General features: G+C 66.6%; 28 protein-coding genes and 1 tRNA gene. 8 read left to right on the plus strand and 21 right to left on the minus strand.

The features are described 5' to 3' along the window. Nucleotides 1-42: 42 nt before the first annotated feature. From CHB65_RS10410 to CHB65_RS10430, 5 genes are all read right to left on the minus strand, one after another. Entirely contained in the window at nt 43-4,197 is a 4,155-nt protein-coding gene (locus tag CHB65_RS10410) for a DNA-directed DNA polymerase II large subunit (RefSeq protein ID WP_089385007.1), read from the minus strand. A gap of 37 nt (nt 4,198-4,234) precedes the next feature. Continuing rightward, entirely contained in the window at nt 4,235-4,654 is a 420-nt protein-coding gene (locus CHB65_RS10415; protein ID WP_089385008.1) for a PPC domain-containing DNA-binding protein, read from the minus strand. A gap of 213 nt (nt 4,655-4,867) precedes the next feature. Beyond that, nucleotides 4,868-5,239, minus strand: a complete 372-nt coding sequence (locus tag CHB65_RS10420) for a NifU family protein (RefSeq protein ID WP_089385009.1) — start codon at nt 5,237-5,239, stop codon at nt 4,868-4,870. 89 nt (nt 5,240-5,328) lie between these two features. After that, on the minus strand, nt 5,329-5,655 hold the full coding sequence (locus tag CHB65_RS10425; protein ID WP_089385010.1) for a DUF5783 family protein: 327 nt from the start codon (nt 5,653-5,655) through the stop codon (nt 5,329-5,331). Between the two features lie 332 nt (nt 5,656-5,987). Further along, a tRNA-Leu gene (locus tag CHB65_RS10430) sits at nt 5,988-6,071 on the minus strand. Between the two features lie 120 nt (nt 6,072-6,191). Here CHB65_RS10430 and CHB65_RS10435 point away from each other — a divergent pair. After that, a complete protein-coding gene (locus CHB65_RS10435; protein ID WP_089385011.1) occupies nt 6,192-6,773 on the plus strand; it encodes a DUF309 domain-containing protein in 582 nt (193 codons plus the stop codon). Between the two features lie 80 nt (nt 6,774-6,853). Then, nucleotides 6,854-7,669, plus strand: a complete 816-nt coding sequence (locus tag CHB65_RS10440) for a M14 family metallopeptidase (protein WP_089385012.1) — start codon at nt 6,854-6,856, stop codon at nt 7,667-7,669. A 48-nt stretch (nt 7,670-7,717) separates the two neighbouring features. On the opposite strand, the gene CHB65_RS10445 is transcribed toward CHB65_RS10440, so the two are convergent. From CHB65_RS10445 to CHB65_RS10465, 5 genes are all read right to left on the minus strand, one after another. Beyond that, on the minus strand, nt 7,718-8,848 hold the full coding sequence (locus CHB65_RS10445; RefSeq protein ID WP_089385013.1) for an ATP-NAD kinase family protein: 1,131 nt from the start codon (nt 8,846-8,848) through the stop codon (nt 7,718-7,720). A 268-nt stretch (nt 8,849-9,116) separates the two neighbouring features. Next, nucleotides 9,117-9,815: a competence/damage-inducible protein A gene (locus CHB65_RS10450; RefSeq protein ID WP_089385014.1), complete on the minus strand. Its 699-nt coding sequence runs from the start codon at nt 9,813-9,815 to the stop codon at nt 9,117-9,119. 169 nt (nt 9,816-9,984) lie between these two features. After that, nucleotides 9,985-10,764, minus strand: a complete 780-nt coding sequence (locus CHB65_RS10455) for a DUF5803 family protein (RefSeq protein WP_089385015.1) — start codon at nt 10,762-10,764, stop codon at nt 9,985-9,987. Between the two features lie 47 nt (nt 10,765-10,811). Next, entirely contained in the window at nt 10,812-11,519 is a 708-nt protein-coding gene (locus CHB65_RS10460) for a DUF2110 family protein (RefSeq protein ID WP_089385016.1), read from the minus strand. Then, entirely contained in the window at nt 11,519-12,043 is a 525-nt protein-coding gene (locus CHB65_RS10465; protein ID WP_089385017.1) for a transcription factor, read from the minus strand. Before CHB65_RS10465 ends, CHB65_RS10460 begins: the two co-directional genes overlap by 1 nt. A 168-nt stretch (nt 12,044-12,211) precedes the next feature. On the opposite strand from CHB65_RS10465, the gene CHB65_RS10470 reads away from it, so the two are divergent. After that, nucleotides 12,212-13,288: a hypothetical protein gene (locus CHB65_RS10470; RefSeq protein ID WP_245809953.1), complete on the plus strand. Its 1,077-nt coding sequence runs from the start codon at nt 12,212-12,214 to the stop codon at nt 13,286-13,288. Between the two features lie 109 nt (nt 13,289-13,397). Here the strand turns inward: CHB65_RS10470 and CHB65_RS10475 are convergent, their stop codons facing one another. The 5 genes from CHB65_RS10475 to rnhB all read right to left on the minus strand — a co-directional run bounded on the left by CHB65_RS10475 (nt 13,398) and on the right by rnhB (nt 17,348). After that, nucleotides 13,398-13,982 carry a tRNA (cytidine(56)-2'-O)-methyltransferase gene (locus CHB65_RS10475; protein ID WP_089385018.1) on the minus strand — a complete coding sequence of 195 codons (585 nt, stop codon included), beginning with the start codon at nt 13,980-13,982 and terminating at the stop codon, nt 13,398-13,400. A gap of 87 nt (nt 13,983-14,069) precedes the next feature. After that, complete coding sequence (gene htpX / locus CHB65_RS10480; RefSeq protein ID WP_089385019.1) at nt 14,070-14,942, minus strand: zinc metalloprotease HtpX; 873 nt, start codon at nt 14,940-14,942, stop codon at nt 14,070-14,072. 125 nt (nt 14,943-15,067) lie between these two features. Next, a complete protein-coding gene (locus tag CHB65_RS10485; protein WP_089385020.1) occupies nt 15,068-15,277 on the minus strand; it encodes a hypothetical protein in 210 nt (69 codons plus the stop codon). A gap of 401 nt (nt 15,278-15,678) precedes the next feature. Next, nucleotides 15,679-16,458 carry an HAD-IIA family hydrolase gene (locus CHB65_RS10490; protein WP_089385021.1) on the minus strand — a complete coding sequence of 260 codons (780 nt, stop codon included), beginning with the start codon at nt 16,456-16,458 and terminating at the stop codon, nt 15,679-15,681. A 104-nt stretch (nt 16,459-16,562) separates the two neighbouring features. Beyond that, nucleotides 16,563-17,348, minus strand: a complete 786-nt coding sequence (gene rnhB, locus CHB65_RS10495; protein WP_089385022.1) for a ribonuclease H family protein — start codon at nt 17,346-17,348, stop codon at nt 16,563-16,565. A gap of 100 nt (nt 17,349-17,448) precedes the next feature. Between rnhB and CHB65_RS10500 the strand changes: the two genes are divergently transcribed. Next, nucleotides 17,449-18,957: an RtcB family protein gene (locus CHB65_RS10500; protein WP_089385066.1), complete on the plus strand. Its 1,509-nt coding sequence runs from the start codon at nt 17,449-17,451 to the stop codon at nt 18,955-18,957. Between the two features lie 57 nt (nt 18,958-19,014). Next, the gene (locus CHB65_RS10505; RefSeq protein WP_089385023.1) at nt 19,015-19,746 is read left to right on the plus strand and encodes a hypothetical protein; all 732 of its coding nucleotides are present in this window, start codon (nt 19,015-19,017) and stop codon (nt 19,744-19,746) included. Between the two features lie 70 nt (nt 19,747-19,816). Here CHB65_RS10505 and CHB65_RS10510 read toward each other — a convergent pair whose 3' ends face one another. The 5 genes from CHB65_RS10510 to CHB65_RS10530 all read right to left on the minus strand — a co-directional run bounded on the left by CHB65_RS10510 (nt 19,817) and on the right by CHB65_RS10530 (nt 24,270). After that, complete coding sequence (locus CHB65_RS10510) at nt 19,817-20,137, minus strand: MTH1187 family thiamine-binding protein (RefSeq protein ID WP_089385024.1); 321 nt, start codon at nt 20,135-20,137, stop codon at nt 19,817-19,819. 91 nt (nt 20,138-20,228) lie between these two features. Further along, entirely contained in the window at nt 20,229-21,167 is a 939-nt protein-coding gene (locus tag CHB65_RS10515) for an alpha/beta hydrolase (protein WP_089385025.1), read from the minus strand. Then, nucleotides 21,164-21,532 (minus strand): hypothetical protein, encoded by a 369-nt coding sequence (locus CHB65_RS10520; protein ID WP_089385026.1) that lies wholly within the window; start codon nt 21,530-21,532, stop codon nt 21,164-21,166. The genes CHB65_RS10515 and CHB65_RS10520 overlap by 4 nt, the downstream gene beginning before the upstream one ends. A 340-nt stretch (nt 21,533-21,872) precedes the next feature. After that, nucleotides 21,873-22,640, minus strand: a complete 768-nt coding sequence (locus tag CHB65_RS10525; protein ID WP_089385027.1) for a bacteriorhodopsin — start codon at nt 22,638-22,640, stop codon at nt 21,873-21,875. A gap of 1 nt (nt 22,641) precedes the next feature. Further along, a complete protein-coding gene (locus CHB65_RS10530) occupies nt 22,642-24,270 on the minus strand; it encodes a methyl-accepting chemotaxis protein (protein WP_089385028.1) in 1,629 nt (542 codons plus the stop codon). A 152-nt stretch (nt 24,271-24,422) separates the two neighbouring features. On the opposite strand from CHB65_RS10530, the gene yqeC reads away from it, so the two are divergent. Next, entirely contained in the window at nt 24,423-25,262 is an 840-nt protein-coding gene (yqeC, locus tag CHB65_RS10535; RefSeq protein WP_089385029.1) for a selenium cofactor biosynthesis protein YqeC, read from the plus strand. Nucleotides 25,263-25,355: 93 nt separating this feature from the next. Beyond that, nucleotides 25,356-25,727: a 30S ribosomal protein S8e gene (locus tag CHB65_RS10540; protein WP_089385030.1), complete on the plus strand. Its 372-nt coding sequence runs from the start codon at nt 25,356-25,358 to the stop codon at nt 25,725-25,727. Nucleotides 25,728-25,765: 38 nt separating this feature from the next. On the opposite strand, the gene CHB65_RS10545 is transcribed toward CHB65_RS10540, so the two are convergent. Next, nucleotides 25,766-26,230 carry an archease gene (locus CHB65_RS10545; protein ID WP_089385067.1) on the minus strand — a complete coding sequence of 155 codons (465 nt, stop codon included), beginning with the start codon at nt 26,228-26,230 and terminating at the stop codon, nt 25,766-25,768. Between the two features lie 123 nt (nt 26,231-26,353). On the opposite strand from CHB65_RS10545, the gene CHB65_RS10550 reads away from it, so the two are divergent. Beyond that, complete coding sequence (locus tag CHB65_RS10550; RefSeq protein ID WP_089385031.1) at nt 26,354-26,827, plus strand: GNAT family N-acetyltransferase; 474 nt, start codon at nt 26,354-26,356, stop codon at nt 26,825-26,827. Nucleotides 26,828-26,900 lie beyond the last annotated feature (73 nt).

Consider the following 26,900-nt stretch of genomic DNA (forward strand, 5'->3'; position numbering starts at 1 on the left):
TTCGTTCCTTTTAACGAGGCCACCGCTGTGAAGACGAGCCGATCACATGAAGTCGGCGATCCCTGACTGTTTGTTGGTGTCGTCCTCGAAGATCGACTCCAGCGCCTCCTGTAACACATAGAGGCGCTGTTTCGTGTAGGGTCGACAGTCGAACCGCTCGGCGACCTCGATCGCCGTCTCGACGTACTTGCTCACCGACCCCTTATGAACGGTCAGGTTCACCCGACCGCCACACTCCCGGCAGTCGCCGGTAAGCGGCATCCGTCGGTACTTCTCGCCGCAGTCGAGACAGCGGGTCTCCTGTCTCGCGAACGCCCGAAGGTTACCGATGATGTCCGGCAGGAAGTGGTACTCGATGACTCGCTCTGCGACGTCCGTCTCGTCGACCGCACGGAGTTTCCGGGCCAGCTCCAACTGGGCGTCCATCTTCTCCATCATGTCGCCGAGGGTCTTGTACGCCGAGAGATCCGGCCCCATCGCGATGTCCGTCGTGTCGTGGGTGTGATCGAAGCCGCGATACTCGTCGTCGGTGCCCAGGGTGTCCTCGCCGAGCTGTATCAGGTCCTCAACCTCGCCGGGATCGGCCATCCGTCTGCTGGCTTCATACAGTTCGAGGGGATACCGCCTGACGATGTCCATGTTGTGCGCCTCGTCGTCGATCTCGGCGGGGTCGATCCGCGAGGACATCACGAGGGGTGCGTCCATTTTTCCACCTCTTTTGTTGGGCAAAAAAGTCTTTGAGAAGTTCAACAGCCCGTCCATGAGGAGCATCACGCAATCCTCATCGCCGTCGCACTGTCCCACCCACAGTCCGTTCGCCGCGAGCCGGTGGGTCTCCGCGACGGTGACACAGTACGTGTGATCGACGTCGCTTTCGATGTACTCTACTGCGGCGACGCGATCGGTTCCGACGCCGCCGTCGGCGACGACAGCGGACACCTCACGCCGTTTTCGAGCCGTCTCCGCGTCACGTGTAGCCGGTTCGGAGCATCTGTTTGAGGGTATTGGTACCGCATCCCCTACAGACAGCTCGCTCGCGCGGACTTCTTGAAGTGCTCCATCCTCTATTCGAAGCATCGTGTGGTCGGGCGTCACGCGGATCGACCGACCACCCACGGTCTCGATCCGAACGAGATGCTCATGGCTTCGATGCTTCGACACCGCCGTCACGGGTTGTATCGTCGGTTTTCCTTGATCGTCGATGGAGCGAACGACGACATTGTCATCCAGCTCCGTGACCAGCGTACCGATAGCATCCGACTCGGGATCAGTCAGCCGCTCCTCGACGAACGTGCGGATCGACGTCGTATGCCATTCGTCGCCGTCGCGATAGTCGATCGCCGTCTCCGGATGGAAACAGTTCCGCCTTTTGGCCGCATGGAAGTACGGATGCGCGTAGCCGACCGCCGCCGAGGTGAACCCGATCACGCGGCCGACGGTCGCGGCGCTCGTGTGCGGGGCCATCCCGAAGACGAGTTCGCCGACGAGGTCGTCGCGCTCGTTCAGCTCATAAAAGCGATCGAGCTCGTAGAACTGTTCCAGGAGGTCGTCGACGAACGCCGCAGTCCGCATCATGTGTTCGGCCGCCCCGTCCGAGAGCACGATGTCCTGCACCTTCAACTCGACCAGCTGATCGTCGTGTCGCAGCGGCTCGCCGTCGATGTCGGTCTCGTAGCCCAGCTCGCGGAAGTGGCCGGCGGTGACGTCGAGCTCGATCGGCCGGACCGCCGTCACCGGGAGGTCGGTCATGTCGTAGCGAACCGTCCCGTCCTTGAACGAGGTGACGCCGTTTTTCGCGCGCAACACGCCCTTTTCGATCGCCTCGGGCGTCTTGTTCCGCGAGGTGAGTCCCTTCACCCCTTTTAATATCTTGAATGAACCCTCCCGCTCGCCGACCGCCTCCAACGCGGAGCGGTAGGCGTCGTTGAGGTCGACCACCTGATACGCCGCGGCAGTCACCTCCCACTCACAGCGCGGGCACTCGACCCGGCCGGCTTCGTCAGGCGTACAGACGGTCCCGCAGTCACCGCACTCGTAGTGCGGTTCGGTGTGTGTCCCGCATTCGGGACAGTCCGCCCGGTAGCTGTGGGCGTCACAGTCGGGACAGCGCCGCTCGTTCACCTCAAGTTCGAGCCGGCCACGATGGCCCCGATCGTCCATCTGTCGGGCGGCCTTCGCGACGTCCCGTTGGGAGCCGCCCGCCTCGCTGATCGGAAAGAGCGTGTGGACCGCCGGCGAGAGGTCGCGGCTCTCGGACTTCTCCGGTCGACCCATCCGGTTTCCGATCCGGGTCGGTCCCCGCTCGCGTACGGTAAACGGGGCGACCTCGTTGACGGCTTTCATCGCGTTCGCGCCGCCGTCCCACGTGCGGGCCGTCATCGAAAGCTCCGCCCACCCTTTCCGGAGGCCGTCGTCGATCCCGAGCGAACGCGCGAGCGGTCGCCAGGTCGGGATCCGGATCGCATCGGCGGTTCGCGTGTGTTCGACGAGCAGCGTCTCAAGCGCCGTCGTCGTTTCCGCGGTTCGCTCGATCGTCAACACCCCCTCGACGATCTCTCCCGCCGCGACCGCATCCGCAAGCGTCTCGAACCGATCGACTGAGAGGTCATGCCAGAGGTAGGTGTACTCGGGGTGTAACGGGCAGTCGTACTCGCTTGCCCACTCCAATGCGGACTCGACGGACGGTCGTTCGAGGTCGACGTGAGGGTCGTCCGCAAGCGCCTGTACGTCCGCCCCCGCCGCCTCGAACTCCTGAACCCACCATTCATATACGTACGCCGCCGGCGCGAGCGCGTGGTTGTTCTCGACGAACTCCCCGAAGTTGACGAGGTACTCGCCGAGATCGAGGATCCGCTCGATCCCGTTTCGTATCTCCAGCGCCTCCTCCGGATCGTCGATCCGACGCACCTCGCCGGTCGCGAGCCGAACCGTCGGCCCCGCGATGGAGTCGACCGGCACGACGCCGTGCGCCTTCCCCGGTCGCTCGGTTTTGATCTGCGTGCCGGCCGCGAGGAAGTCGTCGACGATGTGCATCGTTGCGGGGTGCACCCCGCCGGTCGCAAAGCCGTGATTCCGTGCGCGACCGTAACGGAGCCGGAAGCCGCCCGCCTCGGAGGGGTGGGTGAACACCGGCCGTCCGGCGATGAGGTCCCGGAGGAACTTCTCGGCGGGCTCCGCCCGTGGCGGACCGCCCGGTTCGGATCCGTTTTCCGGGGCCTCATCCGCTTCGTCCGGCTCGGACGCACCTCCGTCTCGGTTCCCTGCCGACGATTCCGCACCGGCGATGTCGCTCGCGTCCGTATCGTCGTCCTCCGTGGCGCTCGTGTCCTCCTCCCCGGTATCCGCGTCGCCATCCTCGCCGAGCGTTCCGTCGATCAGGTCCTGCAGCCAGGGCCAGTCCACCTCGTCGAGCTCGCGGGTGTATCGCTGGATCTTCGGCGCCTTCAACGCGATCCCTTCCGCGGCGACGAGACACATCCCGCCGCGGGCGGAGTTGGTGTCCACCCGCTCTAAATCGCGGTAGCCGGAGACCTCCTCGTCGCCGGTCGCCTCCCCGTCGAGCATGATGGGGATGTTCCTCGCGATGAACTTCGACTCCTTGTCCTTCGGGCTGTACTGGAGGCCGGTCTCCTTGTCATAGAGGGCGATCTCCTCCGCGTAGCGTTCGACCTCCTCCTGACGGGGTTGATACTCCTCGATCCCGAGCAACGATCGGGCGTAGTCGGCGACGAGCACCGAAAGCGCTTGGGCGGTCCCGCCAGCGGAGCGGATCGGTCCCGCGTAGTAGACGTTGACGAACTCCGTTCCGTCGTCGTTCGTGAGCAGTTCGACGCGGTCGATCCCCTCGATCGGCGCGGCCACGACACCCTCCGTGAGGAGCGCGACTGCCGTCCGGACTGCCCCCTCGATCTTTCCCTCCCGCGAGTCGTAGTCGCCGACGGTCCCCTCGACGAAGTCGGTGACGAGCGCGAGGGCGGCCTCCTCGCGCGACATCTCGCCCTCCAACTCCCGGACCCGTTCGGCGACGCCCTCGATACCGAGGATGTTCTCCACGCGGTCGGCCATGTCGCGGGCGACCGGGATCTCGATCGCCGGCTCCGGATCCTTCCCTTGACCCTTTGCGGCCTCGGCGACCTCGAACGCCTCATCGAGCCGCTCCTCGATCCGCGCGAAATATCTCTCGTCGTCCGGCCTCATCGGTCGTGTCCCCGTCGGAACGCCTCCCCGAGACGCATTACAGCCACAGATCCAGATCCGTTACGGGGTCGTGTTCGCGCTCGAGCGGTTCCGTGAACGCTCGCAGGTGACACTCGCCGGCCCACACGGTCGCCGAATCGAGATGTCCGGCGAGTGCCTGGCCGCTCGGCCGCGACAACACTGCGTGCGTGTGCGCGAAGACCTCGCCGTCGAGCAGGGAGACGTTGCCGACGCACGCGGCAACCTCCAGCGGCTCATCGAACGTGACCGACCGATATTCGGTTTCCTCCTGATCGTAAAACCAGACGTCGGCGTCTTGAACCGCACCGAGCGCCGTGAACCAGCCGGCCTCGACGTCCTCGGCGCGCGCGAGCGACTCGATCTCCTCGCGCCAGTCGGCTCCCGTCTCGAACCGTGCGACGTACTCGGCGGTCGGCTCGACCTCCCGATAGTTCATAGAGACCGTTCACGACCCACGCAGGCAAAAACCCTTACACTCGCTGGACTGATGCTCGGATATGGATTTCATATCGTGAAGTGTGGTTTATCAAGCGAAAACCGCTCCGCTCTTGAGTACGCCTTTTCAGCTACGTCGCTTTTCGAGACCCGTTTCCTGATGGTCGGCCGCTTCGCTCTCCGGGTGTTCGGTTATCGAAAACGCCGTGCCGTCTCAGAAGGGGGCCTGCGGTCCTTCGTCGTCCTCGCCGTCGCCCGTGGTTTCACCGGGGAAGGAGGGCGACATGCCGCCCGTTCCGCCGAGGTCGCCGTCGGCACCGGCACCCATACCGGTGTCGGCGTGGACCGTCTCTATCTCGGGGATCTCTTTCACCATCCGGGATTTGATCGCCTGGATCGTCATCGGCGAGATCCCGCACCCGGAGCAGGCGCCGCCGAGTTGGATATGAACCTCGCCCGTCTCGCGATCGAGGTGGCTGATCGCGGCGCTCCCGCCGTGCATCTGGATCTGCGGGAAGTTCCGCCGCAGGAAGTTCGTGATCCGCTCGCGGAGGTCGTTGTCCGCGTCGGTTGTCTCCGTACTCATGCCTCCGATTTGGCGGTCGCGGTTCTTATCTGTTTGGTTCAGTCGAACGGTGCAACGGTGTGTCCCCCGAGAACGGGTGAGAGTGGGTGCTACGCTGGGGGGTCCACGTGCAACGTTCGGTGAAGCTCGGTGACGATCCGCTCTCGATAGTCGGCGAGCACCTCCTCGAAGGTCTCCTCGTCGACGGACACACCCCTGAGACGGGCATGCGGGTTCTCCGGAAGCTCGATGCGGAACGTCCCGTCCTCGTAGAACGGCTCGGACTCGTTGAGCACCATCTGGTCGATGCCGTGGATCAGCTCGGAGTCATAGCGCTCGTTCATCTGGTTGAACGCGTTCTTATACGCCCGCTGGAGCTCCGGAAAGTAGTGGACGTATTTGTCCTCGAACTTCTCGGGGTCGAACTCATCGGCCATGTCCATTCCTGTGCGATGGGCGGAAAAAAACCGGTCGATCCGGAATATAAATTTCATGTCGATATATAAAATTCAGCAACGCAGCTGGATTCCACAGGTTCGGGGCTCGCTCATGATGTGCGGCACAGTCGAGGACCGGGTCCAAGATGCCTGCACAGCGATGTCTCTCATCCCAGTAGAATTTGCGAGGGAAGAACGCTCCGAGAGCGCCCTTCTGCATTTGCGCGTGGTGACGCGCTCATGCGAGGGGAGGGATTTGAACCACGGTCGCGCCGGAGGCGCTCCCTGATTCAAATCCTCCCATCGTGCATTCGTGCGCGGTGACGCACTCATGCGAGGGGAGGGATTTGAACCCACGGACCTCTACAGGAGCGGATCTTGAGTCCGCCGCCGTTTCCGGGCTTGGCTACCCTCGCACGCATCGGTTCGTTCGATCCCCCACAGATTTAACCCTCCGGTTTCGCCCGAACCGTTCGGCACCCATCCCGTCGTCCCGGATCGCCAACGGTTAGAGAGCCGGCCGCGTATTCCGGGTCATGGATGAACACACCCGCGATCCCGGGGTTGCGCCACCGCTGGGAAACCCGACCGGGTGGAACTCCGTCTCCACGGACCGTGATCCGGGTGATCCCTCTGCTGATACGTCGGAGACGCCATCGGAAGGGAGTGGATCGCCCCCCGACGCCGTGCTCGCTGGCGGCTACTGGGAGCACGCGACCCTTCGTCGGGCGACCGAACACGGTATTCGGCTGTTCAATGCGGGCGCTTTTCATGAGTCCCACGATTGCTTCGAGGACGAGTGGTACAACTATGGATCGGGGAGTACGGAGTCCGCGTTTCTCCACGGGATGGTGCAGGTCGCCGCCGGCGCGTACAAACGCGCGGACTTCGAGAACGACGACGGGATGCGCTCGCTCTTCGAGACCGCACTCCAGTACCTCCACGGCGTTCCCGCGGACTTCTATGGGGTCGACGTGGAGGACGTCCGCGATCGGCTCCGTCGTGCGCTCGATTCCCCCGCAGCCATCGACGACTGGCGGATCACGCTCGACGGCGCACAGCCGACCGCGTATCCGGCGGATTACGAGTACGCCGAGCGACTCGAACACGGTCCGTGACTCCGGCTGCCGGCTCCGATCGCCACAGCAGAACGCACGCGATCCGAACACCACTTATCCATCGCCGTCTACGAAGTCGTATGGACGTCATCGAGTTGGGCGAGGGACGGCCGGAGGTCGCGGTCGTCGGCGCGATCCATGGCGACGAGCCGTGTGGCGCCCGTGCCATCGACCGACTCATTCGTGAGGGACCGATCGTCGAACGCGCCGTCAAGTTGATCATTGCCAATGAGGAGGCGCTCGCCGAAAACGAGCGCTACCTCGATGAGGACTTAAATCGGGCGTTTCCGGGCGATCCGAACGCCGACACACACGAGGGTCGATTGGCACACCGGATCCAATCGGAACTGACGGGCTGTACGACCCTCGCGATCCACTCGACGCAGTCGTACGCGGGGCCGTTCGCGGTCGTCGATTCGATGGACGAGGTGGCTCGCGGGATCGCGCCCCATCTCCCGGTCGACAGCATCATCCAGACCGACGCGTTCACCGAGGGTCGGCTGATCGAACATCCACACACCTTGGAGGCCGAGGCGGGAATACAGGGCTCGGAGACGGCCGCGGACAACGCGTATCAGCTGGTCCGAGCCTTCCTCGCGGCAACCGGCGCGTTGGCGATGCCCGGAATGGGCGCGGAATCGACCGGCGTCATCGATCTCGGCACCCGTGAGAAGGTCGAGGTGTTCCGGTTACGGGATCGGATCCCGAAGCCGCCTGCCGAGGAATATGAGGTGTTCGCGAACAACTTCCGGCAAGTGGAGGACGGCGAGCGCTTCGCGGCCGCCGACGGCGAACCCCTCGTCGCGGAGGAGTCGTTCTATCCGGTGCTGCTCTCGGCGTACGGGTACGCCGATCAGTTCGGATACGTCGCGGAGAAGGTCGGCGTCGTCCACTGACGCCGCCGTCTCCGTGCGTTTTGCGATATGTAACAGATACATCGTAGCTCAGGCGATCTTCATCATCCGTCTCTCGAACTTCCCGACCCGGACTTTCACCCACCCGGCGAGTTCGGCGTCGAGTTCGGGGTCGTCGGTGTCGACTCTAAGGACGCGAACGGCGTCGAGTTTGGCCCTGGAGGCGACGATCCGCACGTCACACTCGCGGATCACCGCCGGCGAGAGCTGGGGATTTCCACGGCCGAAGACGAACCCCTGTCCGCCGATCGGCGAGACGACGATGACGTTCTCCTCGCCGAGTGAATCGAGGATCTCCCGCTCCGTGGCATCCTGTACGATGACCTCGCCGTCCCGCCAGACGTCGACGCCGATCGGCGACGGTTCGAAGCCGAGTTCGGCCTTGATCGCCCCGACCGTCGAACCCGGTCCGAGCACGTAGGTGACGCCCGTCCCCGCCCTGATGTCGGTGGCGACGCCCTCGGCGAGCGACTCGACGGTGCCGCCGCCGAGCTGTTTCGACGATTGGAGATCCTCGGCAACGGGGACGTGTGCGACCGCGCGGAGCTCCGGATGGACCTCGCCCGCTCGGTACTCGTCCTCGTCGATGTCCATCACTTCCCGGCGTTCCGTCCGCGAGAAGCTTGCGACGACCTCGGCGGCGTCCTCCGGGGAGACGGCGAAGACGGACGAGTAGACCTTCACGCCGGCCGGCACCCCGAGCATCGGCGTGTCGGTTCCCTCCAGCGCCTCCGCGACGTCCGCGGCGGTTCCGTCGCCGCCGACGAACCAGACGAGGTCGACGCCGCGGTCGAGAAATCCTCGAACCGCCCGTTTCGTGTGCTCGGCGGTGGTTTCGGGTGCTTCGTGTGATTCGGTTGCCTCAACCCGGTCGTTCGGTTCGGTTGGCTCGGAGGATTGATCCCCCGTTCCACTATCGATAACTCCAGCGAGGGTGATTCCCGCCTCACGGACGAGCGAGGCACCCATGGGATCCGCGGCGGCCGTAACCTCGACATCTGGACGGATCGTCGCGAGCCGTGCGAGCGCCCGGCGTGCCCGGTCCGGTGCCCGTGGCTCTGCACCCCGATCTATCGCCTCCGCGACCTTTCCGTCGGTCCCTTTTAATCCGACCCGGCCGCCCATCCCCGCGATGGGGTTCATCACGAACCCGATGTGCATGGCTGGCTCTCGCCGCCCGTCGGTAATAAACACGATGCGGCCGACCCGGATCGCGACCGAAGGATCAATCCTTAATAGGGGGCCGGGATAAGCATCGATGATGATTCCGCTCGCCGTTCAGCCGGAGCCGCTTCCGATCAGCGCGACCGCGACCGTCGTGCTCATCGCGAGCCTGCTCCTCGTCGTGCTGTGGGTCGCGTACCTGTATCGCTGATCGACTACCGGGCTGTTGCGGCTCTCACCCCCCTTTCGGGTCGAACCGTTTCTTTCACCGCCCGCTCCGGGCCGGCGCCTTCGTTCGTTCCCGCAGCCAGGCGGCGGCCGCCTCGGCCTCGGTCGCGTCCTCGGCGGTGATCTTCACGGTGACGTGCTCGCCGGGATACGACCCAACGCGGACCGCGAACCGCTCCTGTATCCCGGTGAAGCGGTCGAGCAGTTCGCTCTCCGGCTCGGCGACGTTGACGGCGACGGTGTGCATCGGCTTTCCCTCGAACTCGTCGGCGATCGAGTCGAACATCGCTTTCATTTCGGCGGGTACCCCCGGAAGGATATATGCCGATTCGACGACCGCGCCGGGCGCGACGCCCTCGATGTTCGCGAGTGGTCGGCATCCCGTCGGGAGATGTGTCGTCTCCGCGGTGAGGTCTTCGGCGCTGTAGCCGCGCGCTTCGAGCCACTCGGCGGCCTGCTCGTTCGGCTCCACGTCGCGTCCGAACGCGGCGGCGACCGCCTCCATGGTCACGTCGTCGTGGGTCGGCCCGAGCCCGCCGGTGACGATCACCGCGTCGTATTCGGCGTGCTGTTCGTTGACGACGCGGGCGATCTCGGCGATCGAATCGGGGACGACGGTCACCCGACGAACCCGAACCCCTCGCTCCGAAAGCTGCCGGCAGAGCCACGTCGCGTTCGTGTTCTCGGTGTCCCCGACGAGCAATTCGTCCCCGACGGTGACGATGGCGACGTCCATATCCGAACCCACGGGCGGATGCCTCAAAAGGCCGCTGGGAACGATTCGAGCGCGGACGTGGCAGCGACGCCGCTGGCGACCCACGAGGTTGTACAGATCATCCTCGGGAAGCCTGCCGCCGACCGACGGCTACGTCCCGTCCTCGACGGCTACGTCCCGTCCTCGACGGCTACGTCCCGTCCCCGTCGTCTTCGTCCTCGTAGACGCCGAGTCCCATCTCCATCCGCCGCGCCTTCAGCTCCTCGAGTTGTCGACGGAACCGGAGCGTCCCGGCGACGGCGACGATCCCGCCGATGAGCGCGATACCCGCGAAGATGACCAGGTCACGTTCACGGTACGACTGGACGACGATCGACCCGCTCGTCACGGAGTCCCAGACGATCCGGTCGCGACCGTCGACCTCCTCGACGGCGTGGCCCCGCGGGGAGACGTGTCCGACGATCGGAATGTCCGTGCTGAAGCCCTCGGGCAGGGTGACCGCATACGAGCCGTGCACGTAGGTCAACATGGTGAACCGGCGCGGGGATCCCTCCCCGGAGAGGGCGACCGTACCGCCCTCCATGTCGTCCGCGAAGCGGATCCACACCTCGTCGGGTGTCTGATCGACTTCGCCACCGCGCTCTCGGAACTCGCTGCCGTTGATCACCGTCCCATCGGGGTACTGATATCGGAACGCCCGGAACTCGAGCGGCTGGTCGCCGGCGTAGACGGTGTCCTGATACAGCCTGAGGGAGTCCCGTTCGGAGACGTTATACACCACGGTGTAGGTCCCGTCGGCGGCGAGATCGAAGTCCGCGTCCCGGTCGGTGTCGAAGTCGTATTCCCGTGGCGGGTCCGCATCGAGGGTTTCGTCCGACATCTCCCCCCCGCCGGTGACGAACGCGAGACACCCGGCGGTCACGACGAGCAGGGCGACACAGGCGAGCGCGAGGACGAATCGACGGTTCACGGGTGCTCGGTGTGACTCACGGGTCGGATAGGGTTATGCTCACGGTTTCAGACGACACATCGCATCTCGGCCGGCAGGTACCCCCCGATGGCGGCCAACAGTCCCGGCGGGTCGGTCCCCTCCGCACAGACGATGCTCTGTTCGAGCAGCCCGAGCCGCTCGACGGTGACGATGTCGCGGGCGTGACCGGCGCGGTTCACCGTCGCACGTACCTCCCCGCGCGTCGCGGAGTTGACGTTGACCCGGCCCGGGCCGCGTTGCCATTCGTAGAGCCGATCGCGTTCCCCGTCGGCGAGACGGGGTGTCCTCCCGTCCGCGTCGTCGGCAGTATTCCCTTCATCCTCGCCGTGGACGAAGCGCATCGGCAGGTGCTGGACGAGCCCGAATCGCTCGACGACCTGTTCGGGGGAGCCGACGCCGAGGCCGAGCCGATCGGCGGGGATCCGAACCTCCTCGCCGGCATCGAGGACGAAACCGTCGGCGTCCCACGCCTCGAGCGTCCCGACGTACTCCTCGCCGGCTTGGAGTCCCTCGTCGTGTGCGACGATCTCGCCCCACGTCTCCGCGAGGACGTTCCGGGCGACGGTGGCGTCCTCGCCGGTCACGTCGACCTGCACGAAGTCGTCGCCACGGACGCCGACCTGCCAGTCGACTTCGAGGTCGCCGACCTCGTTGTCGACGAGTGAGTTCATGCCGTCCAGCGAGCGCTCGCTGGCATCACCTTCGACATAGCACTTGGTTGCAAGCACGACCATCAGCCGGTCACGTCCACGTTGAGCTCGTCACGAACCTCCTCGACGCGACGGGCCATCGCCTCACGGAGGCGCTCGTTGTCCATCGCCTCGACGGGCGAGCCGCATTCGGGACACTCGAAGCCGAAGTCCATCGCCTCGCCGAACTCGAAGCGGATCGAACACACCTCACAGAGGTAGAACTCGTGGGTCCGCTCGTACTCCTCACGCTCTTCGAGGGCATCCAACAGCCGGTACAGCTCCTCTTCGAGGTTCTCCGGGATGTTATCGTAGTGGAACGTCCAGAGATACGTCAGCCAGCCCGAATCCTCGTCGCGGACCCGTCGGTAGGTCGCGAGGTCGTTCTCATAGAGGATGAAAAGCGCCCGACGGACGTCGTTTAACTCCAAGCCAAGCTCCTCGGCCAGCTCCTCGTCGGTCACCTCGCCTTCGGGTGGTGCCGCAGCGACCGGCATCCCCGTCGGCCCGACCAGCTCGTGGAGGTACTTCTGGATGACGGGGTCGTTCAGCAGGTCCTCAAAAGCCATTGCCGGAAATTCGGACAGCAGCGGGGTTAAAAGCTCCGGAAGGTCGACGTGTCCGTCGATGCGCACCGATCCGCGGCGCTGATCGATCCATCCCCGAGCGTGTCCAACTCGATGCCCCGGCGGCTCCTCCGGCAGACCTTTATTCCGATCGACCGACGACCATCACGTATGTCGGATACGGGGACGGATCCCGCAGGCGAACCGGCCGACAGCCCCGCGCCCCGCTCGTCGACGGAGGCGACCGATTCGGCCGCGCAATCCGACCCCGATCCGCCTTCGGACCCGATCCCTGCTTCGATCACGTCCCTGCTTACCGAGCCGTCGCGCAGGCGATCGGCTCTCGGCCTCCTCGCGTTCGTGCTCGTTCCGGTCGTTCTCGCGACGCCCGTTGCCGTCCCGATCGCGCTCCTCGCCGGGTTCGGCCCGCTCGTCGGCCTCCTGCTCGCGCTCGTCGGGGGTCCCGCCGTCTCGGCCGCGGTCGGGCCGATCCTCCTCGATCGGCGGATCGATCGCCTCCCGGCGGCCGACCTCGAGGACCGGCCATCGGCGTTCATCGAACACCGCGTCTCCGAACTCGCCGGGTCGGTGGGCGTCGAGCCCCCGACGGTGCGGATCGTCCGTGGCACCGCGGCGAACGTCGCGGTCGCGGACGGCTATCGGGGAGCCACCCTCGTCGTCTCGACTCGCCTGCTCTCGTTGCCGCAGGACGACCGCGATGCCGCGTTACGACACGCCCTCGTGCGATTACAACGCCGGGAGGTCGCGATCACGACCGCGCTGTTACCGGCCGCCGTGGCCGTGGAGACGCTGGCGATCGTGGCGACGCTGCTCGTCGGGCGGCGAAACGATCGGGGCGATACCGACCGTCGTGTCAACCGGATTCACGGGTATGAACCGGAACGGGGGCGTGTCCCCGGTCCAGTCGCGGCCGCGGCCGGCGTGCTCCTGTGGATCCTTATCCTTCCGGCGTGGCTCCCGTTCGTCGTCGCCGACCGCTTCCACGTCGCCGAGGGGCGTCGTGCGGCGGACGTCGCCGTTTCGCGAGTCGGCAAGCCGGAGCGCGACGGCCTGGCGAACGCGCTCTCGTTCGCCCGCGAAGCCGCCGGTGCCGCCGACTGGCCCCCGCTTTTCGACCGACTCTCGCTTCTCTCCATGGCCGACGAGACGACGGATCGCGTTCGCGGGACGACCCCCCAGGAGACGCGGATCCGCCTCGCACGGCTCCGTTCGAAGCGGGCCGTGTGAGGCGTTCGCTCTACGCGCAATGTGAAGCGGTCGCTGATGCGGGCCATCTGCATCCCGTGTCCCCCCTATCGGGGAGACCCCGTCCTGACGCTTCCCACCGCTCCCACGGTTATTCGTCGTCGCGCTCGTCGTTATTCGCCCCTTTGACCTCGTTTTGAGCGTCCACAACCCGTTTTCCGGTCGCCATCGGGACGACCCGTCGGTCGGCGTCAACCCACTCGCGATCGAGTTCGGCACCCTGAAAGAGCCGGTCGAGGAGGACGGCGAGTCCAGCGACCTCCGAGTGTGGTTGGTTCGTCACGGCGACGTTGAAATCCGCCCGCTCGTACAGCTCCCACGGTACCTTCTCGCCGCCGACGACGACGAGGAGGTCCGCCGATGGGCGACGATGGGTCTCGCGGATCGATGCCTCGACGGTCTGGATCGGCTCGCCGTACATCGTCAGGTGGACGACGGTCCCCCCGAAGTTCCGGACGGCCGCCTTCTGATCCGCGCGTAACTCGACCTCGAAGGGCCCCCCGAATCGATCGGTGATGTCGCGGATCGTCTCGGCGGGGCCGCCCGCGTTGTCCGGCAGCACCACGCGGTCGGCGCCGAGCGCGCGGGCGGTCAACCCGACGTGTGTCGTCATCCGGTCGTCGCGGCCCGGCCGGTGACCGTACCGGAGGACGACGACCTCGCCTCCATCGTGCATACCCGCCGTGCGTGAGCGAGGCGGGTGGACCTTTCGGTCCGGCGGGCGGGTGTGAGTTCCAATGAGAAACCGATGGCTGCGGCCGGTTCAGGCCGTCGCCATCTCCTTTTCGAGCTCGCGGAGGCGCTCGATGCGCTTCTCGGTGGAGGGGTGCGTCGAGGCGAGCTTGCCGATGAACCCGGAGCGGATCGGGATGATGAAGAAGGCGTTCATCTCGGCCTCCTCGCGGAGGTCCTCCTTCGGCACCTTGTCCATCCTGCCACTGATGCTGACCAGCGCGGAGGCGAGCGCACCGGGGTTACCCGTGATGAGCGCCGCGCCGCGGTCCGCGGAGTACTCGCGGTACCGCGAGAGCGCGCGGATCAGGAGGAACGAGATGATCCAGACGGCAAGCGAGACGGCGATGGCGACCCAAACCGGGGGCGCGTTGCGGTCGTTGCCCGCGAAGAGCCAGCCCCAGCGGACGATGAAGAAGGCGATGGTCGAGAGGAACGAGGCGATGGTCATCACCATGACGTCGCGGTTTTTGATGTGTGCGAGCTCGTGTGCGAGCACGCCCTCCAGTTCCTCCGTGTTGAGCGTGCGGAGGATGCCGGTCGTCACGGCGACGGTCGCGTTCTTCTGGTTCCGGCCGGTCGCGAACGCGTTCGGGACCTGCGAGTCGGCGACGGCGACCTTCGGCTTCGGGAGGTCGGCCTGCTGGCTCAGCCGTTCGATCTGGCGGTGCAACTCGGGATACTCGTCGGCGGTGACCTCACGGGCGCCCATGCTGCGGAGCGCGAGCTTGTCGCTGAAGAAGTACTGGACGAGCGAGAACCCGCCGAGCATGATCAACACGGTGAGCATCCCCGCGTTGAACATCTGGACCAGAATGCCGACGAACACGAGGTAGAGGGCGAACAACAGGAACATCGTGAACGCCATGCGCCCACGCAGTCCCCAGTCCGTGTTCCATTGCATACATCGGGGTAGCCGTTGAGCGGCTTAAAAGCTGCCGGAGGCGGTCAGGTCGGGCGGGGCGTCCCCTCGGCGGTCGGCGCTTTTATATGGTCGTTTGGCATGCGGCGACGCCCGGTTCGGTCGGATCAGTACCGGTACTCGTTGAACCAGACGGCGTGCCCCTCGAGGATCGGCACCCGGCCGTCTCCGGCGGTTTCGCCGTGTTCGCCGGTTTCGCCGTGTTCGCCGGTTTCGCCGTCCTCGGTGTCGTCGCCGGCGTCGTCATGCTTGCCCGGCATGTCGCCGCCGGTGATCAACCCGCGCGACGCCGCACCATGGTTGTTAACGCCTCTCACAGCCGGGTAGAGGAAACGATTGCTTATAAATATTCATGCTTCCCGGGCGTCAGGTCGTTTCTTCGGCCTCCGTCTCGCCCGTTCGGTCGTATCCGTGCAGTCTCGCCCGTTCGGTCGTATCCGTGCAGTCTCGCCCGTTCGGTCGTATCCGTGCAGTCTCGCCCGTTCAGTCGCCCTCGGCCTCGGTCCTCCCCAGCCTCGGCGGGCGGGCGCCGGGTGGTCCGGCGCCCGCCCACCTCCCTCGCGCGGTTGCTCCTCGCGCCCGTCCATACGGGCGCTCGGAGGCGCGCGCCGACTGCGCTCGCTGGATTGCGCTAGCTGAGGTTATATACCTCGTTCGAGCTGTTATACACGCTCCCCGCGGGTTTATATACCGCCTCGGCCACGGACGTCGCTCCGGCTTATCCGATCACGCGGTCGATCTCGCCGAGATGGTCGAGGACGTAATCCGGCTGGAGTTCGCTTTTCGCCAGCGTCTCCTCGTCGGTGATCCCCGACCGGACGAGCACCGTGGTCATGCCCGCGCGCTCGCCCAGCGCGATATCGGTGTCGAGCCGATCGCCGACGACGAGGCAGGCTTCCGGCGGGTGGGCGAGCCGCTCTCGGACGAACTCGACCGTGGGCTCGGAGGGCTTTCCGAGGACGATATCCGGTGCGCGGTCGGCGACGGCCGCCACGGATCGGATCATCGCCCCGGAGCCGGGCACGTCGCCCTCGGGCGCGGGAATGACGAGGTCCCGGTCCGTGCCGATAAATGGGATCCCCCGATCGAGCGCCCACAGCGCCGTTCGGAGGTCGTCGTAGCCGAACTCGCGGTCGATGGAGACGACGAGCGCGTCGGCGTCGCTGTGGGTGTCGGTGAGCGAGAGGCCTGCCGCCGTGAGCTGGTCCAAAAGCCCCTCCTCGCCGATCACGAGCAGGTCGTCCTCAGCATGATACTCCCTCAAGTACTTCGTCGTGAGCGTGCCCGCGGTGAACACGCGGTCGGCGTCGACATCGTATCCGGCCCGGCCGAGCCGATCGATGTACGCCGTCGCCGGCTTCGTCGGGTTGTTCGAGACGAAAAGCGGGTCGATACCCGCCCGCGTGAGCCGATCGAAGCCCTCGGGTGCGCCCGGGATCGGGTCGTTCCCGCGGACGACCGTGCCGTCCACGTCGAGGACCGCGCCACGGTATTCCATGTTCCGTTTTGGGGTGGATGCGACCTGAGGGTTCCGACTCGGCGGTCCCACCCGACCCCGACACCGCGCGTCGCTCGCCGCATCGCCCCCATGCGATCGGCCAGTTAAAAATCGCCGAGCCCGGCCTGCTCGTTCGCCGCGAGCACGTCCGCACAGGTCGACCACGACCGTCTGGCACAGTCGGGGACGTCTCCGTGGTCGGCCACGTACGCCTCGAGGAAGCGACGTGTCGTCGGGTCGCTCGGGTAGCCGCTCCCAACGCCGTCATAGGCCGGGTACGCCGCGTCGATGGCGGCCATCCGGTCGTCCCGTACGACCTTCGCGACGACGCTGGCGGCCGCGACCACGGGATCGTCGGCGTCCGCGCCGTGTCGAGCGGTCACGTCGACGGTTCCTTTGGGGGCCGGGATCGGTTCGTCCGGGTCGGCCGCTGACCTTTCGGGGGTGTCGCGGCCGTGGCTCTCGACCGCCACGAACCGCTGGAGTACGGTCGCGCTGTCGGACGGTTCTGTGTCACCCGCTCCACCCTCGCCGATTACGTGGTCGCGAAGCCGCCGGGCGAACCGGTTCTCGCTCGTGTCGCCCGCGTCGGCGATCACGCGATCTTCCGGGTCCGCGACACTCCGCACAGCGGCCGCCTGTGCGAGGACGGTGAGCGTGTTCATGTCGGTCTCCGGCGAGTCGATAGCGGCCGGTTCGACGGTCGCGACGGCGACTCGCACGGTTGACCGACCGCGAAGTTCGGCGTCGATCGCCTCGCGTCTCGCGGGTGCGACACGCTTTGAATCGTCCACGTCATCCGGAAGATCGGCGGGATCCGCACGGACGGCGGCGGCGATCATCGGCCCGAGCACCGGTCCCTTTCCGGCCTCGTCGACTCCGATATACACGTCATTTGCGTACACACCGCGGAATATATAGCTTCAGATGGGCGATCGGTGTTCGCTGCCGGACGCAACGCCCTTGAGTTCGGCCGGCGAACGCCGACGTATGACCACACGCGAGTTCGACGGGATCCGACTGGAGAAGGTGCGCGAGCATGTCTGGGAGATCCCCCGCGAGGGAGGAATGAACGTGCCCGCACGCGTGCTCGCCAGCGAGCAGCTCCTGGAGGCCATCGCCGACGACAAGACCCTCCAGCAGCTTCGAAACGCGACCCATCTCCCCGGTATCGTCGAACCGGCCATTTGCATGCCCGACGGCCACCAAGGCTACGGCTTCCCCGTCGGCGGGGTTGGGGCGATCGACGCCGAGGTCGGCTGTATCTCGCCCGGCGCGATCGGCTACGACATCAACTGTGGCGTCCGGATGGTTCGAACGGACCTGACCTACGACGATGTCCGGGGACGCGAGGACGAACTGGTCGAGGCGCTCTTCGAGGCGGTCCCCTCCGGGCTCGGCGGCGGTGGCGTCATCACCGGCACCGCGGACGCGATCGACGGCGCGCTCGAACGCGGCGTGGAGTGGGCCGTGGAGGCCGGCTACGGGATCGAATCCGACTGCACCAACTGTGAGGACGGCGGCCGCCGTCCGGACGCTCGCCCCGAGTTCGTCTCCCAGAAGGCGAAAGACCGCGGGCGCAACCAGATGGGGTCGCTCGGCTCGGGCAACCACTTCCTGGAGGTCCAGCGCGTCACCGACGTCTTCCGCCCGGACGTCGCCGAGGCCTACGGCCTCGCTGCCGACGGGATCGTCGTCCTGATCCACTGCGGCAGCCGTGGACTCGGCCATCAGACCTGCAACGACTACCTCCGACGGATCGAACAGACACACGGCGACCTCCTCGCGGAGCTTCCGGACAAGGAGCTCGCGGCCGCGCCCGCCGGCTCGGACCTCGCCGAGGAGTACTACGGCGCGATGGGCGCGTGTATCAACTTCGCGTGGGTGAACCGCCAGCTGATCACCCACCGCACGCGCGAGGTCTTCGGCGAGGTCTTCGACGCCGATCCGATCGACGATCTCGGAATGACGCTCCTCTATGACGTCGCCCACAACATCGGCAAAAAGGAGACCCACGAGGTCGGCGTCGGCCCCGACGGCCTCCCCGCCGTCGGTAACGCGGTCGTCGACCGGACCGAACGCGATCTCTACGTCCATCGGAAGGGCGCGACTCGGGCGTTCCCGGCGGGCCACGAGGACGTCCCCGCGGCCTATCGCGAGGTCGGCCAGCCCGTCATCATTCCGGGCAGCATGGGCGCGGGTTCGTACGTCCTTCGCGGCGGCGCGGCGTCGATGGACGTCTCGTTCGGCTCGACCGCCCACGGTGCCGGCCGCCTCATGAGCCGAACGCAGGCGAAACGGGAGTTCCAGGGCGGCGACGTTCGACGGGAGCTCAGGGACGGGCAGGCGATCCACGTGAAAGCGCAGTCGGGTGCAACGATCGCCGAGGAGGCACCCGGCGTCTACAAAGACGTCGACGAGGTCGTCCGCGTCAGCGACGACCTCGGCATCGGCGACAAGGTCGTGCGCACGTTCCCCGTCTGTAACATCAAAGGTTGAGCGTCCGCTCGCCCGAGCGACCTTTTATATCCGATACCGCGGCCAGTCCTGCCCGTCATGTCCAGCACATCCGCCGGTTCGCCGGATCCGTCGGTCGCCTCAGCCATCGAAACCCCCTCACGTCGCACCGTTCTCGCCACCGGTGCCGGGTTCCTCGGTCTCGGAGGCGCGGGGATGGCGACGCTCGCGACAGTCCCCACTCCCGCGGTCGCCGTCGAGGGCGACCCGGCCGCCTTCGAGGTCGGGGAGGCACCGACGGTGACGAGCAACGAGGGACGGATCTCCTCGGTATATCTCTCCCCCGAGATCGCCGTCACGTGGACGGACTTCAGCGACGGCGTGGAGACGGTCGAGGTGACCCTCGCGGCCGGCACCGACGAGGGTATCGACGTTATCTACGAGGAGACGCTCCATGCCGAACGGCCGGATGCGACCCCCGGCGATGTCGGTTCGATCTCGCCGCTGGAGGACGCCTTCGAGGATCCCGACGATCCCTCCATTCCCGATCTCGCAGCGGCGTTCGACGCCGTCGACGGTGGGATCGTCGTCACCCTTGACCGTGCGGACGTGACCGAACGCGGCGAGACGGTCACAAGCGACGCGCTGAGCGACGCCACCCTCGCGGGCGGGGAGTCGACGGCGACCGAACTCGACATCGTGTTGCGTGTGACCGTCCAGGGCGGCGAGGACGAAGCGAGCGTCGTCGAAACCTCGACGGTGGAGGTCGGCGTCACCAACCCCGCGGGCGACGTCGACGCGGGCGGGACGGTGGGGGTGGACGCCTCCTGACGGTGGACGCTCCCGTCGGTGGCTGTCCCCTGACGGTTGTCGTCCCCTCACCCAGGACGTTCCACAGCACTCACTCGCCATCCCGTCCGCTGCGGGCTTCGCGACCGAGATGTTCCTCGACGGCGGCGACCTTGTCCGCGGCGGTCGTCTCGGCGGTCCGTTTGTCGTCGACCTTTAAATACGTCGAGACGCGGTCGCCGTCGACCGCCTTGTGTGCGGCCGCGACCGCCGCGAGCAGGGTATCGATGTCGTCGGCTTCGATCACGGTTCCCATCGGATTCGTCTCGTAGGTGATGTCGAACTCGTCGAGGGCGGCCACCGCCTTGGCCACCTCGCCGGACATGCTCCCCTCGATAACCGGTGCAACGCTCAACAGGGCGACGACGGTCATGTCGGGATCGAGGCGTTCCGGGGGTAAAATCGTTGCCAGCGGCGGTGGATGATACCCGTCCCGCCGCCCTTCGCGGTCGGCGTGTCGCGGCTCACTCGCGATCGAAGACGTCCCGGAGGAACGAGAGCTGGTGGCCGACCGCCGGCTCGAAATCCGCGCCGAACGCCGAGAAGTGGTCCATCGGCATCGAGACGAACGTCCCACGGTCGAGCCGCTCGGCCGCCTCGGCGACCCGTTCGGCGGGTGCGACCGGATCGTCGGTGCCGGCGAGCAGGAGCGTCGGCACGGTCACCTCCTCGACCCGTTCGATCGGCCGGTGTCCGAGCAGGCCGAGAAGCGATCTCGCGGGGGTCTCGTTCCGCCAGCGCGACTCCCGGTCGACGAGGTCGAGATAGCCGCGTTGTGTTCCGGGCTCGGTGAGGAGCGCGAACTCCTCGGTCCCGCCGACGACGGGAACCGACCCGCCGCGGCCGATCCGTCGCCCGAGTCGGTCACGAACCCCCGTGAGAACCCCGCCGGCCACGTAGCGTCCGCCCCGCGAGCGACCCAGCTGACGGCCGTCGAGCAGCGGGGCGACCCCGATCACGGCATCGACGTCACGGCGCTCGACGGCGAGCGAGATGGCGGTGCCGCCGGAAAGCGACGTTCCCCAGAGCACGCGTTTGGACCCCAGCGCGTCGACCCGGGAGAGTCGATCCAGCGCGGCCGCCTGATCCTCCCGGTGACGCGCCGGCGAGACGGTTTGGTCGTCGCCGTCGGAGTCCCCGAACCCGCGATGATCGAAAGAGAAGGCGGCGTAGCCGGCGTCGGCGAACCGCTCGGCGACGGCCGGATAGCCGAAGACCCGCTCGGCGGCGAGCCCCGGAGCCATCACGATCGTCGGCGGATCGTCGGTTCCGGGCGGCAGATACAGCGTTCCCCGCGCCGTCTCGCCGTCGACGTCGAACGCGAGGGATCTGGTGGCGAATCGCTCGCGCGGCGGTCGTTCCACCCGGCGCTGGGCGCGGTTAACGGGTACTCGTCGGGTCACGGATCGGATCCCTCCTCGTCGACGTGGGTCAGCGTCTGCAGTACCCGCGTCGAGAACTCCACCTCGGTCAACTCGCCGTCGATCAACGCCTCGAACCACTCGCCTTCGGCGGCCCACTCGCCGAGCACGTCACCCGGTGACCGTACCACCGTCGCCTCCACACGGGTCGGCTCCCAGGCGCCGGCCTCCGCGCGCTCGATGAGCGCGTTGAGCGCCCGTCCCACCTCACGACGATGGACCTCCCGGCCGGGAAACGCGGTCATGTACGTCAGCTCCAGCGGGTCCTCGTTCGCGATCGACTCGACGCTGATCCCGTAGCTTCGGAGGGTCGGCTCCACATCGGCCGTGGACTCGTCGCCGGTCATACCGATCGGTCGTCGGGGTGGGATAAATCGATACCGGCGCGGCCGACGCTCGTCGTCTCAAGAAAGCCGCAGACGGGCGACCGCCAAACGGCGGCCGGGATCGGTTCTGTCAGAGGCACACGATGTTCCCGTGCGGCCGATCGATACACCGCGGTGTATATAAATAAAGCATTGGTGAATTAAAGTTCACTCGAATAGTTGATAATTTACGTCGGCGGTTCGTTCGTCATCCCCCCCATGACTGTGGCTACGTCGGCGCGCTCCAGCACTCCGGATGGCGGCCGTCCAGCGTTCGCCGCCGTCCAGCGTTTGTCGTCGTTCAACTCGCTAGCGTCCCGTTTCAGTCCGCTCCCGTCGGTTCGTGGCCGGCACGGTCGCGTGATGGGACGGATCCCACCCCGTCCTCCGGTGTGTGTATCTCGTCACGAAGGTATGCGAGCGCGTCGATCCCCGCGACCGCGACGACGACGAACCCGACCTTCGAGACGACATCGAGATAGACGTAGACGAGCATCTCCGTCGAGGTCGTCAACAGGCCGAGGCCGGTCGGCGCGAGCACCCAGACGATCGGATAGAGCGTCCACAGCACGATGGTGATGTTCCGCAGCGTGCCGAACACCGCACGAACGCGGTCGTCTTTCGCGCTCGCCGCCGCCGGCAGCTTCACCAACAACCCGTAGACGAGCCCGAGGTACGCGGCGACGCCCACGGCGAACGCCCCCCACGAGAGCGGTCCGGTCGTGAGGACCGCGACGGCCCCGGCGACGATGATCAGCACGTCGATGATTATCAGCGTCGCCAACACCCGCTGTGACGGCTGCGCGAGCAGCACGAGGTACAACAACAACAGCGGCGTCGTCAGGAGCCAGTCGACGTAGCGGGCGGTCTCCAGCGTACCGACGGCGGTGACGATCGTTCCGATGTCGAGCGCCATGAACACGTACGCCACGGCCGCGATCCCCGTGATCCCGACGAGCGTCGCGTAGTGTATCGCCTCGCCGGGTCGATCGTCCCCCGAGCGGGTGAACCAGATCCAAAGCGGCGGCACCGTTCCGGCGGCCATCGTGAGGACGCCGAGCCACGCCCAGAGGGTGGTATCGACCGGCATCTCAGTTCACCCCCTCCTCGTCCGCGCCACCGTCCGGGACGGCAGACGATCGCTCGGCTCCAGCCGTTACGCTCGGAGGCTGACCGCCGTTCCCATCGACGATCGTTCCGTCCGCCTGATATGTGAAGTCCTCGACGGCGACCCGAAGTGCGGCCGCACGGTCCGACAGCGACCCGGCCGCGTTCTCGACGGCGGTCAGGGTCTGCTCCTGTTCGTCGACCGCTCCCGTGACGTCGCCGGCGGCGCTCGCCGTCTGCGCGCTGATCGCGGCGACGTCCTCGACGTGACCCACGACCGCGTCGACGGAGTCGGCCTGCGCTTCCGTGGCGCGGGTGATCTCCGTCATGCTCGTGTCGGTCCGCTCGGAGGCCTCCGCGAGCCGTTCGAGCGCGTCGATGGACGTCTCGACGGTCTCCACGCCGGCGACGATCCGCTCTTCGGTCCGCTCCATCGAGTCGACGCCCGTCTCCGCACGCTCTTGGACCGCGTGGATCCGCGCTTCGATCTCCGCCGCCGACTCCTTCGTCTCCTCGGCCAGCTCCTTCACCTGCTCGGCGACGACGGCGAACCCGGCGCCGTCCGCGCCCGAACGGGCGGCCTCGATGGAGGCGTTGAGCGCGAGCAGGTTCGTCTGCTCGGCGATATCGGAGATGGTGTCGACGACCTCGCCGATCTCCTCGACCTCCGCGGCGAGCGCCTCGACTTCGGCGGTCGTCTCGGCGGTCCGATCCTCGATGGCGTCCATCTCGGCGAGCGCTTCCTCCGCGGCCTCCCGGCCCTCATCGCCGACTGATGCCGCGTGTTCGGCGGTTTCGGCCACGTCGGCGACCGTCGCTGCGACCTCCTCGGCGGAGGACGCCAGCGTCTCGGCCTCGTCCGTCGCGGCCGTAAGGTCGTCGCGCTGTGCGCGGGCCCCGTCGGCGATCTCCTCGACGGCGCCGGAGACGGTTCCGGTCGTCGAGCGGAGGCTGTCGGTGCGGGCGTCGACGGTTCCGGCGACGTCGGCGGTCTCCTCCGCGACGGTCGCGACCGACGCGACAGTATCCTCGAGTTCCGCGACCATCCCGTTGAACGCGACGCCGACGCGGGACATGGGATCGTTCTCACAGTCCGTCTCGACCCGCTTTGTGAGATCGCCCGCCGCGACCGCTCGCATCGCCTCCTCGTATTCCGTCGCCTTTCGTTCGACCGTCGCTGCACGCTGTGCGGCATCCCCGCGTGCCTCTTCGGCGTCCTTCCGAGCGGCCTGTGCCTCCTCGATCTCCGTCCGGAGCGACTCGCGCATCGAGTCGAAGGCGACGAACAGCCGGCCGATCTCGTCGGTTCGGCCCGTCCGCAACTCGACATCTAAGTCGCCGTCGGCCATCCGATCGGCTTTGTTCGTCAGCTGTCGGAGCGAGATGATCGTGTTCGATCCGACGGTGACGCCGATGAGCGCCAACCCGATGACGGTTAAAAGGGTCATGCCGATCAATCCCGATCGGACCTCGGCGCCGACCTCACCCGTCCCTGCAGCCTGCACGTAGACGAGTACTCCATACGCCACGGAGATACCCATGACGCCGATCAGCGACAGCGCGAGTTTCGCGCCGTAACTGGACCGAACCCGGGAAAATGGACCGTATTGCATCTCTCGGCATGTGATCGTCCGCCCAAATGTATAACTGTCAGTCGCCAATTTTTGAAAATGATACTCGGTTCGGCCGCTTCGACTGGGATCCGTTCTATCCTCCCGTCATCGGGTCCGGAACGGTTTTTCACCCCGACCGGTGAGGGGAAGACATGGACCTCGTTCAGGCGTTCCGCGCGACTGACGCCGCGCTCGCGGTCGTCGGCGCCGGCGGCAAGAAAACGACGCTGTATGCGCTCGCCGATCGACTCGACGGGGCCGTCGTCACGGCGACGGTTCGGATCCCCATCTTCGATCACGCCGTCGACGCCGTCCGGGTCACCCCGGATCCCGTCACGGCCGCCCGGGAGGCATTTGTTGACGGCGATGGGCTCGTCGAGGAAACGGCCGGTTCGGGGCCGATACCGGCCGACGGATCCCTCGGCCTCGTCCCCGAACGTGAGCGGTCGGATCGCTATCGTGGCTACGATGTGACGGGCGTCGACGATCTGATCGCGGCACACGACGGGCCGGTACTCATCAAAGCCGATGGGGCCCGTCTCCGGGAGTTCAAGGCTCCAAATGAACGTGAACCACAGATCCCCTCCCGCACGGATGTCGTCGTGCCTATCGTCTCCGCGAACGTCGTTGGCGAGCCGCTCGACGAGGCGGTCGTCCATCGGCCGGAGCGGGTTGTCTCCGTCGCGCGCGCCGCCGGACTCGACGTCTCGCTCGGGGACCCGATCACGGCCGAACTCGTCGGGACGGTGCTCGCCAGCCCCGACGGGGGGCTCCGTGGCGTCCCCGAGGGGGCGGTCGCGATCCCGCTCTGTAACAAGGTCGATGACGACGAACGGGCGGAGACGGCCCGGGCGATCGCGACGACGTTCCGCCGACGTTACGACGCGCTCGCGACCGACTCGACCGACGCGTCACGTGTTTCGGTGCCGCACGTCGTCCTCGGTCGGCTGATCGATGGGACCGTCGTCGACGTGGTACCGGTTCAGGGGTGATTGCCGGAGCGACCCGATCGGTCGAATCCACCCGCTTGGGCGGCTCCGTCCCGAGTCGAACGGTTCAAGTATTCGCTGGCTGTCCGTTACGATATGAAAGATCAGGGACGCTCCACGCGCAAGCGAACCGGCGGTCGATTGAAACACGCCTCGAACAAGAAACGCCACCAACTCGGCCGCGAGCCGGCGGAGACGACCGTCGGCGAGCCGCGTATCCAGTACATCGACTCCCGCGGCAACGATAAGAAGGTCCGCGCGCTCTCGACGAACGTCGCACAGGTCGCCGACGGCGGCGAGGTCGTCGAAGCGACGATCGAGAACGTCGTCGAGAACCCCTCGAACGTCAACTACGTCCGCCGGAACATCATCACGAAGGGGGCCATCATCGAGACCTCCGAGGGTCGTGCCCGCGTCACCTCCCGCCCCGGACAGACCGGCGGCGTCAACGCTGTCCTCCTCGAATAGACGGCGTCTCTTCCCGTCAGCGTTCATAAACGCCCTTCTCACACGTCGAAGACGACGTACGCGTACCAGCCGCCGTCACGGCGTTCGAGCGTCATCTCCGAGTAGGTCACGGCCTTGATTTCGCGTGCGTCCAGCTCGGCAAGCGGGACTCCGCGGGCGGTCGCGGTTATCTCCCACCGGTGACCGGACTCATCGACGGCGGCCCCGTGACCGGACTCATCGACGGTCACTTCGTGATCGGAACCGTCGACGGTCACCTCGTGGTCGACCGGGAGCACGAGCCGGACGTCGCGCTCGTAGATCAACTCGTCGAGATATTCGAAGAGGGCGGCCTCCCGGCTCTCGGCCGTGACGGTCAGCTCGAATCGCTCGCCACCGTCGGGGACGGCCTCACAGCTCGCGGCCGTGAACCCCTCGGCGACGGCCGCAAAGACGCCCGCGAGCGTCGGCGCGCTCGCCTCGACGGCGACGTCCGCCGTGTGCTCCCGTAGCTGATAGCTCACGTCGGGGCTTGCGCTCGTGACGACTTCGCGCTTTCCATCCGCATCCATCGCTGTCGAGGGGGTTATGCGCATGCTCCGGCATGGCGGTGGAGTTATATTCAGCGCGCGTGTTATCTCCTCACAGTGAGCATCAACGTGCGGAAACGGACGGATCCGCCCGGTCACGCGGACCACGTCACGGCCGCGTGGGAGCTGAAAGAGCGGATTCGCCGGGAGGAAGGCGTCCTCCGACAGCGACGTGGCTTTTTCACCGATGCCTATCGACGCTCGATGACACACCTCCTCTTCGAGAACGGTCGCCTCGTCGCCTTCGCGTCCGTCCGCCGCGACGGCTACGTCCTCTTTCTCGCGGTCGATTCCGACTGCCGTGGCCGTGGATACGCCGCGAGCCTCATCGCCGACGTCGCCGACGAACATCGAACCGTGACGTGTCACGCCCGCGTGACGAACGAGTCCGCGCTCGGCTTTTATGACCATCTCGGCTTCGAGGTGAAACGCCGGATCGACTCCTATTATGAGGACGGCGGCGACGCCGTCTACCTCGTGCTCGGAGAGGATAGCCTCCGTGAGCGCCTCTCGGCGTTCGTTCGTGGGTAGCCTTCTTTGGCATCGTCTTTCACCGGCCCCCTCTCGGTCACGGAGGCGGGATCCACACAAACCGACAGCCATT

The sequence above is a fragment of the Halorubrum vacuolatum genome (genome assembly GCF_900188065.1).
GTDB lineage: Archaea > Halobacteriota > Halobacteria > Halobacteriales > Haloferacaceae > Halorubrum > Halorubrum vacuolatum.

Bases quoted from the DNA above. Each gene is read 5' to 3' on its own strand.
- CHB65_RS10410 (WP_089385007.1), bottom strand. From the start codon at position 4,197: ATGAGGCCGGACGACGAGAGATATTTCGCGCGGATCGAGGAGCGGCTC.
- CHB65_RS10415 (WP_089385008.1), bottom strand. From the start codon at position 4,654: ATGAACTATCGGGAGGTCGAGCCGACCGCCGAGTACGTCGCACGGTTC.
- CHB65_RS10420 (WP_089385009.1), bottom strand. From the start codon at position 5,239: ATGAGTACGGAGACAACCGACGCGGACAACGACCTCCGCGAGCGGATC.
- CHB65_RS10425 (WP_089385010.1), bottom strand. From the start codon at position 5,655: ATGGCCGATGAGTTCGACCCCGAGAAGTTCGAGGACAAATACGTCCAC.
- CHB65_RS10435 (WP_089385011.1), top strand. From the start codon at position 6,192: ATGGATGAACACACCCGCGATCCCGGGGTTGCGCCACCGCTGGGAAAC.
- CHB65_RS10440 (WP_089385012.1), top strand. From the start codon at position 6,854: ATGGACGTCATCGAGTTGGGCGAGGGACGGCCGGAGGTCGCGGTCGTC.
- CHB65_RS10445 (WP_089385013.1), bottom strand. From the start codon at position 8,848: ATGCACATCGGGTTCGTGATGAACCCCATCGCGGGGATGGGCGGCCGG.
- CHB65_RS10450 (WP_089385014.1), bottom strand. From the start codon at position 9,815: ATGGACGTCGCCATCGTCACCGTCGGGGACGAATTGCTCGTCGGGGAC.
- CHB65_RS10460 (WP_089385016.1), bottom strand. From the start codon at position 11,519: ATGGTCGTGCTTGCAACCAAGTGCTATGTCGAAGGTGATGCCAGCGAG.
- CHB65_RS10465 (WP_089385017.1), bottom strand. From the start codon at position 12,043: ATGGCTTTTGAGGACCTGCTGAACGACCCCGTCATCCAGAAGTACCTC.
- CHB65_RS10470 (WP_245809953.1), top strand. From the start codon at position 12,212: ATGTCGGATACGGGGACGGATCCCGCAGGCGAACCGGCCGACAGCCCC.
- CHB65_RS10475 (WP_089385018.1), bottom strand. From the start codon at position 13,982: ATGCACGATGGAGGCGAGGTCGTCGTCCTCCGGTACGGTCACCGGCCG.
- htpX (WP_089385019.1), bottom strand. From the start codon at position 14,942: ATGCAATGGAACACGGACTGGGGACTGCGTGGGCGCATGGCGTTCACG.
- CHB65_RS10490 (WP_089385021.1), bottom strand. From the start codon at position 16,458: ATGGAATACCGTGGCGCGGTCCTCGACGTGGACGGCACGGTCGTCCGC.
- CHB65_RS10500 (WP_089385066.1), top strand. From the start codon at position 17,449: ATGACCACACGCGAGTTCGACGGGATCCGACTGGAGAAGGTGCGCGAG.
- CHB65_RS10505 (WP_089385023.1), top strand. From the start codon at position 19,015: ATGTCCAGCACATCCGCCGGTTCGCCGGATCCGTCGGTCGCCTCAGCC.
- CHB65_RS10510 (WP_089385024.1), bottom strand. From the start codon at position 20,137: ATGACCGTCGTCGCCCTGTTGAGCGTTGCACCGGTTATCGAGGGGAGC.
- CHB65_RS10520 (WP_089385026.1), bottom strand. From the start codon at position 21,532: ATGACCGGCGACGAGTCCACGGCCGATGTGGAGCCGACCCTCCGAAGC.
- CHB65_RS10525 (WP_089385027.1), bottom strand. From the start codon at position 22,640: ATGCCGGTCGATACCACCCTCTGGGCGTGGCTCGGCGTCCTCACGATG.
- CHB65_RS10530 (WP_089385028.1), bottom strand. From the start codon at position 24,270: ATGCAATACGGTCCATTTTCCCGGGTTCGGTCCAGTTACGGCGCGAAA.
- yqeC (WP_089385029.1), top strand. From the start codon at position 24,423: ATGGACCTCGTTCAGGCGTTCCGCGCGACTGACGCCGCGCTCGCGGTC.
- CHB65_RS10540 (WP_089385030.1), top strand. From the start codon at position 25,356: ATGAAAGATCAGGGACGCTCCACGCGCAAGCGAACCGGCGGTCGATTG.